Consider the following 13,758-nt stretch of genomic DNA (forward strand, 5'->3'; position numbering starts at 1 on the left):
CCGGGTGGTGCTCGAGCGCTTCTCCGACCCGACCAGGAACTGGTTCACGGGGGCGTTCGCCGAGCCCACGACCGCGCAGCTGGGCGCGTGGACCGCGATCGCCGGCGGGGAGCACGCCCTCGTGGTCGCCCCCACGGGCTCCGGCAAGACGCTGGCCGCGTTCCTCTGGGCGCTCGACGGCCTCCTGACGGGCCAGCGGCCCGACGAGCCCGTCGAGCGCTGCCGCGTCGTGTACGTCTCGCCGCTCAAGGCGCTCGCCACGGACGTGGAGCGGAACCTGCGCTCGCCCCTCGTGGGCATCCGGCAGGCCGCGACCCGCCTGGGGCTGGACCTGCCGGACGTCACCGTCGGCATCCGCACCGGCGACACCCCGCCGAACGAGCGCAGGGCCTTCGCGACGAAGCCGCCGGACATCCTCATCACGACGCCGGAGTCGCTCTACCTGGTGCTCACCTCCGGCGCCCGGGCGGGACTGGCGGGGGTCCGCACCGTGATCGTGGACGAGATCCACGCCGTCGCCGGCACCAAGCGCGGCGCCCACCTCGCGGTCTCGCTCGAACGGCTCGACGCCCTGCTCGACCACCCGGGCGGCCCGGGTCCGGCGCAGCGGATCGGGCTGTCCGCCACGGTCCGGCCGGTCGACGCGGTCGCTGCCTTCCTGGGCGGCGCGCGGACCCCGGAGGACCGCGGACGGGCCGTCACGGTCGTCCAGCCGCCGTCGACCAAGAAGATCGTGGTCGACGTCGTCGTGCCGGTGCCGGACCTGTCGGACCTGCGCGGCACCGACGTCACGCCCGACGACCTCGACCTGTCCGGCGCCGCCGCCGGGCAGCTGCCGCGTCCCTCCATCTGGCCGCACGTCGAGGAGCGCGTCGTCGACCTCGTGGCCGAGCACCGGTCCACGCTGGTGTTCACCAACTCGCGGCGTGGCGCGGAGCGGCTGACTGCACGGATGAACGAGGTCTGGGCCGAGCGCTCGGGCGAGGACGTCCCGGACCCGGCGACCCTGCGCGCAGCGGCCGTCCCCGCTCAGTCGGGCACCGCCGTCGGCATCGACACCCGGCACGCGACGACGATCCTGGCGCGGGCGCACCACGGCTCGATGAGCCGCGCGGAGCGCACCCGGACCGAGTCGGAGCTCAAGGCCGGGCAGCTGCCCGCCGTGGTGGCCACCAGCTCCCTCGAGCTCGGCATCGACATGGGGGCCATCGACCTGGTGGTGCAGGTCGGGTCGCCGCCGTCGGTCGCCAGCGGGCTGCAGCGCGTCGGCCGCGCCGGTCACCAGGTGGGCGCCGTGTCCCGCGGGATCGTCTTCCCGACGTTCCGGGGCGAGCTGGTCCCGGCGGCGGTGACCGCGCAGCGCATGCGGGACGGCGCGCTCGAGGCCATGCGGGTCCCGCGCAACCCGCTCGACGTCCTCGCGCAGCAGATCGTGGCGATGGTCGCGGTCGAGGACTGGTCGCTCGACGAGCTCTCGGCCGTCGTCCGGCGCGCGTCCCCGTTCGCCGGGCTCGGCGAGGCGACGCTGCGCGCGGTGCTCGACATGCTGGCCGGCCGCTACCCGAGCGAGGAGTTCGCGGAGCTGCGGCCGCGGATCGTGTGGGACCGGGTACGCGACGTGCTCAGCGGGCGGCCCGGGGCCCTGCGGCTCGCGGTGACCAGCGGCGGCACCATCCCCGACCGCGGCCTCTTCGGCGTCTTCCTGGCCGGCAGCGCGACCACCAGCGACGTCCCGGTCGACGCCGAGCGCTCGGGCGGGACGGTCCGCGGCGGCAAGCGCGTCGGCGAGCTCGACGAGGAGATGGTCTACGAGTCGCGGGTCGGCGACATGTTCACGCTCGGCTCCAGCACGTGGCGCATCGACGACATCACGCCCGACCGCGTCCTGGTGACGCCCGCCCCGGGCGTGCCGGGCCGGCTGCCGTTCTGGAAGGGCGACTCGCCCGGGCGGCCCGCGGAGCTCGGTCAGGCGATGGGTGCCTGGGTGCGCGAGCTCGGCGCACTGTCCGACGACGACGCCCGCGTGCGCGTCGAGGCCGCAGGGCTGGACGCGTGGGCCGCGGACAACCTGCTCGCCTACCTGCGTGAGCAGCGCGAGGCCACCGGCGAGCTGCCCACCGACGTCGTGCTGATGGTCGAGCGGTTCCGCGACGAGCTGGGCGACTGGCGGGTGGTCGTGCACTCGCCGTACGGCGCACGCGTGCACGCCCCGTGGGCCATCGTGATCGGCGCCCGGCTGCGCGAGAAGTACGGCGTCGACGCCGCGACGATGCACTCCGACGACGGGATCGTGCTTCGGCTGCCCGACATGCTCGACGCGGGCGACGGGTCGCTCGTCGACGACCCGTGGGCCGAGTCGACGGGGCCGGGGATCGACCTGGCGGACCTGCTGCTCGACCCCGACGAGGTGCTCGACGCGGTCAAGGCCGAGCTCGGCTCGTCGGCGATGTTCGGTGCGCGGTTCCGCGAGGCGGCGAGCCGCGCCCTGCTGCTCCCCCGCCGCCGGCCGGACCGCCGTCAGCCGCTGTGGCAGCAGAGGCAGCGGTCCGCGCAGCTGTTGTCCGTGGCGTCCGAGTACCCCGACTTCCCGATCCTGCTCGAGGCCGTCCGCGAGTGCCTCCAGGACGACTTCGACACCGAGGCGCTCACCACCCTCATGCGCGACGTCGTGGCCCGCCGGGTCCGCGTCGTCGAGGTCACGACCACCCAGCCGTCCCCCTTCGCGCAGTCCCTGCTGTTCGGGTACACGGCCCAGTTCCTCTACGACGGCGACGCCCCGCTGGCCGAGCGCCGCGCCGCCGCGCTGACGCTCGACCCGACCCTGCTCGCCGAGCTGCTCGGGCAGGGCGGCGAGTCCCAGCTGGCCGACCTGCTCGACCCCGAGGCCGTGGTGCGCACCGAGGCCGAGCTGAGCGGGCGGGCGCCCGAACGGCAGGCCGGCACGCTCGAGCAGCTGGCCGACGCCGTGCGGCGGCACGGCCCGCTCACCGCGGCGGAGGTCGCCGAGCGGACGAAGCCCGAGGTGCGCGACGAGGTCCCCGGCTGGCTGGTCGAGCTCGAGGACGCGCGTCGCCTGATCCGCGTCCGGCTCGGCGGCGTGGCGCCTGAACGGGCCGAGCAGTGGGCCGCGATCGAGGATGCGGGGCGGCTGCGGGACGCGCTGGGGGTGGCGCTGCCCGTCGGCGTGCCGGAGGCCTTCACCGAGGTCGTGCCGGACCCCGTCGGCGACCTCCTGCGCCGGTACGCCCGGACGCACGGGCCGTTCACCGCTGCCCGGGCCGCCGCCCGCTACGGCTGGGGGGTCGCCGTCGTGACCGAGACGCTGCGCCGGCTCGAGGGCCGCGGCGTGCTGGTGCAGGGGCGATTGCGCCCGGACGTGCTCGGCGGCACCGGCGACGAGTTCTGCGACGCCGACGTGCTGCGGACGCTGCGCCGTCGGTCGCTCGCCGCGCTGCGCGCCGATGTGGAGCCGGTCGACCCGCAGGCGCTCGGCGTCTTCCTGCCCCGCTGGCAGGGCGTCCAGCCCGTGGGGCGGTCGGGCCGCAGCTCGGCGACGGGGACCCTGCGTGGAGTCGACGGCGTCGCGCGCGTCGTCGAGCAGCTCGCCGGGGCCGTCATGCCGGCGTCGGCCCTGGAGACCCACGTCCTGCCCGCCCGCGTCGTCGACTACACCCCCGCGATGCTCGACGAGCTGACCGCTGCGGGTGAGGTGGTCTGGGCGGGCCACGGCGCGCTCGCCGGGCACGACGGGCTGGTCTCGGTGCACCCCACCGCGGTCGCGGACCTCACGCTGCGCGCCGCGGACGCCGCTCCGGACACGCCCTTGCACGACGCCCTGCTCGAGGCGCTCGGCGGTGGGGGCGCCTGGTTCCTCGGGGCGTTGACCGACCGCGTGCGCCAGCTGCGCCCGGACGACGCCGCCCCGAGCCAGGCGGACGTGTCGGCGGCGGTGTGGGACCTCGTCTGGTCGGGGCACGTGACCAACGACGGGCTCGCCCCGCTCCGTGCGTGGCTCGGCAGCGGGAGCACCGCGCACCGGACGCGCGCCGCCGCACCGCGCGGCCGCCCGCTGCGCCCACGGCTCGGCCTGCGCGCCGCCGTCCAGCTGGCCGGGGACCCGGGCACGCGGTCGACCGCCCTCGGGCTGAACGGCGCCGCGAGCGGCGGGCGGTGGTCGTTGCTGCCCGGACGTGAGCAGGACCCGACGCTGCGCGCGCACGCCCTGGCCGCCCAGCTGCTCGACCGGCACGGGATCCTGACCCGGGCCGTCGCCCCGGCCGAGGGCATCGGCTCCCGGTTCACGGACGTGTACCGGGTGCTGTCGGCGCTGGAGCAGGGCGGCCAGGTCCGACGCGGCTACTTCGTCGAGCGCCTCGGCGGCTCGCAGTTCGCGCTCCCCGGTGCGGTCGACCGGCTGCGGGTCGACGCCCAGGTGGTCGAGCGGTCCGCCGACCAGGACGGCCCGACCGACCTCCAGGTCGTCGTCCTCGCCGCCACCGACCCGGCGAACCCCTATGGCGCGTCGCTGCCGTGGCCGGTCGCCGGTCCCGACCCGTCGGACGCCGGCGCGGGACGGCACCGGCCCGGTCGGAAGGCGGGTGCCCTGGTAGTGCTCGTCGACGGCGCGCTCGTGCTCTACCTGGAGCGCGGGGGCCGCACCGTGCTGACGTTCACGTCCGACGCGGGGGTCCTCACCGCAGCCGCGGAGGGCCTGGCGACGACCGTGCGGGTCCGGCGCAGCGGCCGGCTCACCATCGTGCGCGTCGACGGCGTGGACGTCCTCGACGGCGCACTGCGCAGCACGCTCGGCACCGCACTGGTCGCCGCGGGCTTCGCGACCACCCCACGAGGCCTGCGCCTGCGGGACCGGCCGTGACGGCGGACGCCGGTGCCTGAGGGCGACGTCCTGAAGCGCACCGCCCACCGGTTCGAGCTGGCGTTCGGCGGCAAGGTCCTCACGCGGTCCGACCTGCGCTGGCCGTCGGCAGCCACGGTCGACCTGGTGGGCCGGACCGTGCTGGAGACCGTCTCCTACGGCAAGCACCTGCTGACCCGGTTCGACCACGGCTGGACGCTGCACACCCACCTGCGGATGGACGGCTACTGGCGGATCTGGCGGACGGGGACGTCGGCGGCCGCGGGGCGTGCGACGAACGTGCGCGCGGTGCTGGCCACCGCCGACTGGACCGCGGTCGGGCACCACCTCGGCATGCTCGACGTCGTCCGCACCCGCGACGAGCGCACGCTCATCGGGCACCTCGGGCCGGACATCCTCGCGGACCCGGTCGACGCCGACGAGATCCTGCGCCGATGGGCGGCACGCGGATCGACGCCCGTCGCCGAGGTGATGCTCGACCAGACCGTCGTCGCCGGGATCGGCACCCTGTTCGCCGCCGAGTCGCTGTTCGCGGAGCAGCTGTGGCCGTGGACACCGGCCGACCAGGTCGACGCGTCCCGGCAGCTCGCCGTCGCACGTCGGCAGATGCGGCGCTCCGTGATCGACGGCCGCTCCCCCGAGCACGTGCACGCCCGGACGCGGCAGCCGTGCCACCGCTGCGGCACGCCGATCGCCGTCGGCCAGGCGCGCCGACCCCCCATGGAGCGGCCGATCTTCTACTGTCCGCGCTGCCAGGCCGCGCGCGACTGACCCCGAGGTCCTGTCGGTCGCGCTCCGGCCGGGCCGCGCCCCACAACGAGCAACGGTCCGCGGACGGGTGTCCACGGACCGTGCAGGAGGACGATCGGACGTCGCTGTCCGTCGTCACGGGCGCTGGGCAGCGACCCGTCGACCGGGACGGAGACGTCCGTCCGGTCATGCGTGGAGGACCGAAGCCCTCCGATCAGCCGATGGCGGCGAGCTCCGACCGCGACCGCGCCCACCCGAGGTCGGCGGCACCGGCCACCGACGCCGCGAGGTCCGCGGGCACCGTGTCGGGGATCAGCAGACCCTCGGCGACAGCGACGCGGTCACTGACCTCGCGCAGGACGAGCGACATCGGGACGTCGAGCGCCTCGCAGATGCTGTTGAGCAGCTCCGACGATGCTTCCTTCTGACCCCGCTCCACCTCGCTCAGGTAGCCGAGCGAGACACGGGCCGCTGACGACACCTCACGCAGGGTGCGCCCCTGGCGCTGTCGCGCGTCCCGCAGCACATCGCCGATCTCTCGACGTAGTACAACCATTCGGGCTCCCCCTCTCGTGTCACGTGCCACATCCACTCCGGGGGCCGGAGTCCGTCGCGGACCCGGAACCACGGAACTCTTCACTTCGGGACTCTTGACCACGGAACCCGCAGAGCCCGGCTGTCCCTTCGCCGGGAGGATTCCACCGTACCTTGCACCGCCGACACGCGAAGGCATGCGTCGTGCCGGAGGTCGAGTGCTCATCACGGTCGTTCCAACGACGCGACCCCTCACAGTGTTCCCGCTCGCGGGACGGTCCACCCACCCTCAGCCGCAGATTCACCCCGATCGGCCCAGGATTTCCACCCCCAGCGCCAGGACGGCGTCCACCGACCGCGCACGGACCTGCCCCCGGTCACCCGTCAGCAGCAGCGACCGCACGCTCGTGCCGTCCGGCGTGCTCACTGCGACGTGCACGGTGCCGGGCGGGTGCCCGTCCTGCGGGTCCGGTCCGGCCACCCCCGTCGTCGCGAGCCCGACGTCCGCTCCCAGCCGCGCCCGGACGCCGCGCGCCATCGCCGTGGCGACGTCGGGATCGACGGCTCCGCGCGCGTCGAGCAGGGCACGGTCCACGTCGAGCAGCGTTCCCTTGAGGTCGGTGGCGTAGGCGACGACCGCACCCCGCAGGACGCTCGACGCCCCGGGCACGTCGACCAGCCTGGCCGAGACGAGGCCGCCGGTCAGCGACTCGGCGACGGCCAGCGACCAGCCCCGGGCGCCGAGCGCCGCGAGGAGGTCCGAGGCGAGGGGCACGTCACAGCCCGGCGGCGGGCGGCCGGCTGGCGGTGCGGCGGATCTGCAGGCCCGTCCGCGCGTAGTCGACGCCGGTCACCACCGTCACCACCAGCGCGGCACCCATGAGGATCGTCGCGACGACCGAGACGACCTGCGGAAGGGTGTCGAGCGGGAGCAGGTACAGGCCGATCGCCACCGACTGCAGCACGGTCTTGAGCTTGCCGCCGCGCGAGGCGGGCAGCACCACGTACCGCAAGAGGAAGAACCGCATCGCCGTGATGCCGAGCTCCCGGACGAGGATGACCACGGTCACCCACCACGCCAGGTCCCCGAGCCAGGACAGCAGCACCAGGGCCGTGCCGATGAGGACCTTGTCCGCGATCGGGTCCAGCATCTTGCCGAGGTCGGTGACCTGCCCCGAGCGGCGGGCGAGCCAGCCGTCCAGACGGTCGGTCGCGGCGGCCACGACGAAGAGCGTGGTCGCGATCAGTCGGCCCGTCGTCGTGTGCCCGCCGTCGGCGAGGAGGGCCCAGGCGAAGAACGGCACCAGCGCGATGCGCAGCACCGTGAGCACGTTCGCCAGGTTCCAGGCGGAGGGTACGGCGTCGACCACCCGGCAAGCCTAGAGGGGCGCAGGAGATGCCCCGTCCACCCCATAGAATCCGCGCGTGACCCAGCACGCGCGCGGCGGCAGACGTTCGCCTGCGGTCATCGCCCTCGCGATCGTCCTGCTCCTCGTCGCGAGCCTTGCGGCGACTGCAGCAGCACTGCGTCCGTGGGACCGCCCGACAGCGGCCGAGCCCACCGTCCTGGGTGCGACCGCGACGGCGAGCGCGACGCCGACGCCCACCCCGACGCCCACCCCGACGGCCGACCCGGACGCGGAGTTCTCGATCGTCGCCGCCGGTGACGTCCTGCCCCACCTTCCGGTCCTCTCGAGCGCCCGCACCGCGGACGGCGGCTACGACTTCGGGCCGCTGCTCGAACCGCTGGACCCCTGGGTCCAGGGCGCCGACCTCGCGCTGTGCCACCTCGAGGTGCCCGTGGCACCCGCGGGCACACCGCCCAGCGGCTACCCCATGTTCGGCACGCCCGCAGCGATCGCGACGGGGCTGCGGGACCAGGGCTGGGACGGGTGCTCGACGGCGTCGAACCACTCCGTCGACCGCGGCTTCGCCGGGGTCACGGCGACGCTCGACGCGCTCGACGCCGCTGGGCTCGGGCACGTCGGGACGGCCCGGAGCGCCGTCGAGCAGTCACAGCCGCAGGTGTACACGCTCGACCGGGCCGGCCGGACGCTCACGGTGGCGCACGTCGCCGCGACCTACGGCACGAACGGGATGCCGATCGACGCGGACAAGCCGTGGTCGGTGGACCGCATCGACGTCCCGACGATGGTCGCGCAGGCGACCGCGGCGCGTGCAGCCGGTGCGGACCTCGTGATCGCGAGCGTCCACTGCTGCGTCGAGTACCGCACCGACCCGACGCCGGAACAGGTCGCCACCGACCAGCAGCTGGCCGACTCCGGGGTGTTCGACCTGGTCATCGGCCACCACGCGCACGTCCCGCAGCCGGTCGTGCGTCTGGAGGGCGGTCCCGACGGCACCGGCATGTGGGTGGCGTACGGGCTCGGCAACTTCCTGTCCAACCAGGACGGCGCCTGCTGTGACCCCGACACCGACTCCGGCCTCCTGCTCACCGCGCACGTGGGGGCCACCGGTGCGTTCCCCGCCGAGGGGATCGCCGCCGGACCCGCGCGGGTGACCGGGGTGGAGTGGACGCCGATCACGGTCGACCGGATCGGCGGGCACCAGGTGCACGCCCTCGTCGACATCCCGGCCGGCGCCGGCTCGCTCAGCGGCGGTCAGGTGGCGGACCGGACGGCCCGCGTGGTCGCCGCTGCCGGGACCGCGGCGCCGCAGCGCACGACCCCGCTGACGACGACCGGCCCGCCGCCCGTCGTGGTCCCCCGCGTCAGCGGGTGATGTCGCCCGGCTGGGCGCTGCCGTACAGCCAGCCCTGCCCGTAGCGCCAGCCGTTGCGGTGCAGGTACTCGGCCTGCTCCTCGTGCTCGATCCCCTCGGCGATGGTCACCATGGCGAGCTCGCGCGCCAGCGCACCCAGCGCACGGGCGACCTTGCCGGCGGTCGGGTCCTCGGGGATGCCGGACGTGAACGACATGTCGAGCTTCACGCCGGCGACGGGCAGGTCCCGCAGGTACGACAACGGCGACACCCCGGTCCCGAAGTCGTCGAGCAGGATCGGGACGCCCGCCGCGGACAGCTGCGTGAGCTCGTGGCGGATCCGGGTGCCGGACGCGACGAGCGACGACTCGGTCAGCTCCACCACGATCCGGCCCGCGGTGAGCCGGTGCCGGGAGATCTCCGAGAGCAGGGTCGTCGCGAACTCGCCGTCCCCGAGCTGGTCGGCGGACACGTTCACCGACACCCACCGGGTCCGGTCGTGGATGGAGGCGACGAACTCGACCACGCGCCGGGCGACCAGCTGACCGAGGGCGACGGACATGCCCGCCTCCTGGATCAGGCTGAGGAACGAGGCGGGCAGCAGCAGCCCGCGGTGCGGGTGCTCCCAGCGCACGAGCGCCTCGTACCCGACCACGCGGGCGTCGGCCAGGTCGACGATCGGCTGGTAGTGGACCACGAGCTGGTCCTCCGCGATCGCGGCGGCGAGCTCCCGGTGCAGGTCCGACGGCGACCCCATGGCCATCGACGCGTCGTAGACCTCGGTCCGTCCGCGACCCGCACCCTTCGCGCGGTAGAGCGCCGCGTCGGCCGCGGCGAGCAGGGCGGGCGCGCCGCCCTCGATCGAGTCCGGGTCCGCCAGGGCGATGCCGATGCTGGCCGCGACGTTGAGCCGCCGACGGCCCACCCGGACCGGCTCCTGCAGCCCGGCGTGGATGGCGGTGGCGACCTCGAACACCGCGCGCGGGCCGTCGAGGTCCTGCACGACCACCACGAACTCGTCGCCGCCGAGCCGCGCCACGGTGCCCCGGCGTGCGGTCGCCGCGCGCAGCACCCCGGCGACGTGCACGAGCACCTCGTCACCGGCGGCGTGGCCGTAGCGGTCGTTGATCTCCTTGAACCCGTCGAGGTCGCACGCCAGGACTGCCACGCGGTCGACGACGCCCGGCTGCTCCAGGACGGACTGGAGGACCTCCTGGAGCAGGGTGCGGTTGGCCAGCCCGGTCAGCGGGTCGTGCATCGCCCGGTGCGTGAGCATCTCCGCCTGGAGCCGCGACTCCGTCGAGTCGCGCACCTGGACGACGAAGTGGTCCGGCGCGCCGGACGGGGTCCGGACCAGCGCCGCGTCGAGCGCCACCCACACCTGGTGGCCGTCGGCCCGCTGGTACCGCTTCTCCAGGGAGAACCGGTGCTGGCCGCCCCCGAGCAGGTGGTCGACCTCCAGGCGTTCGGCGGGCCGGCCCTCGGGGGTGCTGAGGTCCTCCATGCGGTACCCGCGCAGGGCTCCGACGCTGGTGCCCAGCAGCTCGGCGAACGCCGCGTTGGCTTCCACGATCCGCCACTCGACGTCTACGAGCGCCATGCCGATCGGCGCGTTCTCCATCGCGACCCGGAACTGCATCTCGCTCCGGGTCAACGCGGCCTCGACCTCCCGGCGGCCCGTGACGTCGACGAGGGTCGTGAGCACCGCGGCGGCATCCCCGTCCCCGGCGGGCACCAGCTGGCTGGCCACCTGGACCATCCGGGCCTGCGTCGTGTCGGTCCCGGGGAGCGCGACCCCGACGAGCTCCGAGTGGACGGTCCAGCCCGCGCGCGCGACGCCCGAGCGGTGGCCCAGGACCGCTGCCGGGTTCATCGCCAGGCCCATCTCGTTCACGAGCACGACCGGGAGGTCGCCGACGGACCGCCCGACGGAGGCCTGCGCGTCGACGCCCAGGATCGCCGCCGCCCGCTCGGAGATGTCGAGCACCCGCCCGGACAGCGACTGGACGAGCACGCCCTCCTTGGTCACGGCCTGCAGCGCGTCGTACCGGTGGCGCAGCTCGCGGGAGAGCTCCAGCAGCTCGTTCGCCCGCCGGACCTGCGCCCGCTGCCTGCCGAGCAGGACGAGGACGGCGATGAGTGCCAGGACCGCCACGCCGGCGATCACCGTGCTGACGACCCCCCAGGGGTCGGGGAACGCGGCGCTCACCGACCCCCGCCGGACCAGCGTCCGGCGTCGTCCTCCTCAGCGCCGTCGAAGTAGTCGGTCGCTTCCGGCGGCTCGCCCGGCAGGGCACCGTCCGTCGTCGCGTACCGGTCGCCCTCGTCCTCACCCGGTGCGCCGCGGAGCATCGCGAGCGTGGCCGGCAGGTCGTCGGCCTGCACCAGCACCTCCCGGGCCTTGGACCCCTCGGACGGACCGACGATCTCGCGGGACTCGAGCAGGTCCATCAGGCGACCCGCCTTGGCGAACCCGACCCGCAGCTTGCGCTGCAGCATCGACGTCGAGCCGAACTGCGTGGTGACGACGAGCTCCGCGGCCTGCAGCAGCAGGTCGAGGTCGTCGCCGATGTCCTCGTCCACCTGCTTCTTGACCGGCGCCGCGGTCACGTCCTGGCGGTACACCGGCTTGAGCTGCTTCTTGACGTGCTCGACGACCGCGTGGATCTCCGACTCCGACACCCAGGCACCCTGGGTGCGCATCGGCTTGGCGGCGCCCATCGGCAGGAACAGCGCGTCACCCTGGCCGATGAGCTTCTCGGCGCCGGGCTGGTCGAGCACGACCCGCGAGTCCGTCAGGGAGCTGGTCGCGAACGCGAGGCGCGACGGCACGTTCGCCTTGATCAGGCCGGTGACCACGTCGACGCTCGGGCGCTGGGTGGCCAGGACCAGGTGGATGCCGGCGGCACGGGCCAGCTGCGTGATGCGCTGGATGGACGCCTCGACGTCACGTGGCGCGACCATCATGAGGTCGGCCAGCTCGTCGACGACCACCAGCAGGTACGGGTACGTCGCGATCTTGCGCTCCGAGCCCGGCAGCGGCTTGACCTTGCCCGCGCGGACCGCGGTGTTGAAGTCGTCGATGTGCTTGAACCCGAAGTTCGCCAGGTCGTCGTAGCGCGCCTCCATCTCGCGCACCACCCACTCGAGCGCCTCGGCGGCCTTCTTGGGGTTCGTGATGATCGGCGTGATGAGGTGCGGGATGCCTTCGTAGAGCGTGAGCTCGACGCGCTTGGGGTCGACGAGCACCATGCGGACCTCGTCGGGCGTCGCGCGCATGAGGATCGAGACGATCATCGAGTTGACGAAGCTCGACTTGCCCGCGCCGGTGGCGCCCGCGACGAGCAGGTGGGGCATCTTGGCCAGGTTGGCGACGACGTACCCGCCCTCGACGTCCTTGCCGACGCCGATGACCATCGGGTGCTCGGTGCGCTTGGCCGCGCTCGAGCGCAGCACGTCGCCGAGCGAGACGGTCTCGCGGTCGGTGTTGGGGATCTCGATGCCGATCGCGGACTTGCCCGGGATCGGCGACAGGATGCGGACGTCCGCGCTGGCCACCGCGTAGGCGATGTTCTTGCTCAGCGCCGTGACCCGCTCGACCTTCACCGACCGGCCCAGCTCGACCTCGTACCGCGTGACGGTCGGACCCCGCGTGAAGCCCGTGACCTGCGCGTCGATCTCGAACGCCTCGAGCACGGAGGTGAGGGACTCGACCACCCGGTCGTTGGCGGCCGACCGCACCTTGTGCGGCGCGCCCTTGGCCAGGGCGTCCTCTGCGGGGAGCGTGTAGAGGACGTCTCCGCCGAGCATCGGCTGCTCGCCGCGCGGGACGGGGGTCGGCTCGGGTGCCCGCAGCGGGGCCTTGGCGCTCACGACGGTCGTCGGCACCGTGTCCGGCGCCGCGTCACGCGCCGCCTGGGCCTCCGCCTCGGCCTCGGCCGCCGCGACGATGGCGGCACGCTCGAACGCCTCGTCGCCGTCGTACGCGTCGAGGCGCGTGTCGTCCGGCTCGTCCGTCTGGTCGGCGCGCTTGCGTCGTCGGCCGATGAGCTTGCGCTTGGGCGGCGCCTCGATCTCGGCAACGGCCGTGTGCCCGGCGTTGATGACGAGCGGTGCGTCGTCCTCGGTCTCCTCCGCAGGCGTCCGGGTGTTGCCGGTGAGCTTGTCGTAGACGCCGCGCAGGCGCGGGACGATCTGGTGCACGGGGGTCGCCGTCACGACGAGGACGCCGAAGAACGCCAGCAGGATCAGCAGCGCGACGGCCACGCCGGGCGTGAGCAGGCTGGCCAGCGGCGTCCCGATGAGGAACCCGACGATGCCGCCCGCGACGCGCAGCGCAGCGATGTCGTCCGTCCCCGGCAGCCCGGCACCGATCTGGACGAGGCCGCAGACGGCGAGGGTGATGGCGCCGAGCCCGATGACGATGCGTCCGTTGGCCTCGACGCGCTCCGGGTGCCGCATGAGCCGCACGGCGAGCCCGAGCAGGACCAGCGGCACCGCGACGCCGACCTTGCCGAACGTCCCGGCGACGACGTTGTGCACCACGGCCCCGGCCGTCCCCGACAGGTCCCACCACTCGCGCGCGGCGATGACGATCGCGAGCCCGAGGAGCGTGAACGCCAGACCGTCGCGGCGGTGCGCCGGGTCGAGGTCCCGCGCGCCGTGCCCGACGCGTCGCGCGGTCCCGCCGACGAGGTGGGCGGCACCCATGAACATGCCCTTGACGATGCGGACCGGCAAGGCCGGTCGTGCAGGCGGAGGTGGGGGTCTGCGGCCTTGCGGGCGGGAGGTGCCGGTCGACTTGCCGGACGCGCGCGACGTCGCCGGCGCACCGGAGCGGGCGCGAGGGGTGGACGTGCGAGTCGCCATGGTCCTCA

At 74.4% G+C, this 13,758-nt stretch carries 8 protein-coding genes; 3 read left to right on the forward strand and 5 right to left on the reverse strand.

Going from position 1 to position 13,758, the window contains the following annotated elements; genetic code table 11:
* The first annotated feature begins 4 nt into the window (after window positions 1-4).
* Window positions 5-4,876, forward strand: coding sequence for an ATP-dependent helicase (locus ACXJKF_RS03980; protein WP_456786444.1), 4,872 nt, complete (start codon window positions 5-7; stop codon window positions 4,874-4,876).
* Between the two features lie 12 nt (window positions 4,877-4,888).
* Window positions 4,889-5,647 carry a DNA-formamidopyrimidine glycosylase family protein gene (locus ACXJKF_RS03985; RefSeq protein ID WP_456786445.1) on the forward strand — a complete coding sequence of 253 codons (759 nt, stop codon included), beginning with the start codon at window positions 4,889-4,891 and terminating at the stop codon, window positions 5,645-5,647.
* 193 nt (window positions 5,648-5,840) lie between these two features.
* Here ACXJKF_RS03985 and ACXJKF_RS03990 read toward each other — a convergent pair whose 3' ends face one another.
* From ACXJKF_RS03990 to pgsA, 3 genes are all read right to left on the reverse strand, one after another.
* Window positions 5,841-6,182 carry a helix-turn-helix domain-containing protein gene (locus ACXJKF_RS03990; protein ID WP_456786446.1) on the reverse strand — a complete coding sequence of 114 codons (342 nt, stop codon included), beginning with the start codon at window positions 6,180-6,182 and terminating at the stop codon, window positions 5,841-5,843.
* A gap of 279 nt (window positions 6,183-6,461) precedes the next feature.
* Window positions 6,462-6,935 carry a CinA family protein gene (locus ACXJKF_RS03995; protein ID WP_456786447.1) on the reverse strand — a complete coding sequence of 158 codons (474 nt, stop codon included), beginning with the start codon at window positions 6,933-6,935 and terminating at the stop codon, window positions 6,462-6,464.
* A 1-nt stretch (window position 6,936) separates the two neighbouring features.
* A complete protein-coding gene (gene pgsA, locus ACXJKF_RS04000; RefSeq protein WP_456786448.1) occupies window positions 6,937-7,530 on the reverse strand; it encodes a CDP-diacylglycerol--glycerol-3-phosphate 3-phosphatidyltransferase in 594 nt (197 codons plus the stop codon).
* A 55-nt stretch (window positions 7,531-7,585) separates the two neighbouring features.
* Between pgsA and ACXJKF_RS04005 the strand changes: the two genes are divergently transcribed.
* Entirely contained in the window at window positions 7,586-8,902 is a 1,317-nt protein-coding gene (locus tag ACXJKF_RS04005; RefSeq protein ID WP_456786449.1) for a CapA family protein, read from the forward strand.
* On the opposite strand, the gene ACXJKF_RS04010 is transcribed toward ACXJKF_RS04005, so the two are convergent.
* Both ACXJKF_RS04010 and ACXJKF_RS04015 read right to left on the reverse strand, forming a co-directional pair.
* On the reverse strand, window positions 8,892-11,090 hold the full coding sequence (locus ACXJKF_RS04010) for a putative bifunctional diguanylate cyclase/phosphodiesterase (RefSeq protein ID WP_456786450.1): 2,199 nt from the start codon (window positions 11,088-11,090) through the stop codon (window positions 8,892-8,894). The two genes, ACXJKF_RS04005 and ACXJKF_RS04010, sit on opposite strands and share 11 nt — an antisense overlap.
* The gene (locus ACXJKF_RS04015; RefSeq protein ID WP_456786451.1) at window positions 11,087-13,750 is read right to left on the reverse strand and encodes a DNA translocase FtsK 4TM domain-containing protein; all 2,664 of its coding nucleotides are present in this window, start codon (window positions 13,748-13,750) and stop codon (window positions 11,087-11,089) included. Before ACXJKF_RS04015 ends, ACXJKF_RS04010 begins: the two co-directional genes overlap by 4 nt.
* Window positions 13,751-13,758: the final 8 nt, after the last annotated feature.

The organism is Cellulomonas sp. P5_C5, assembly GCF_054049655.1.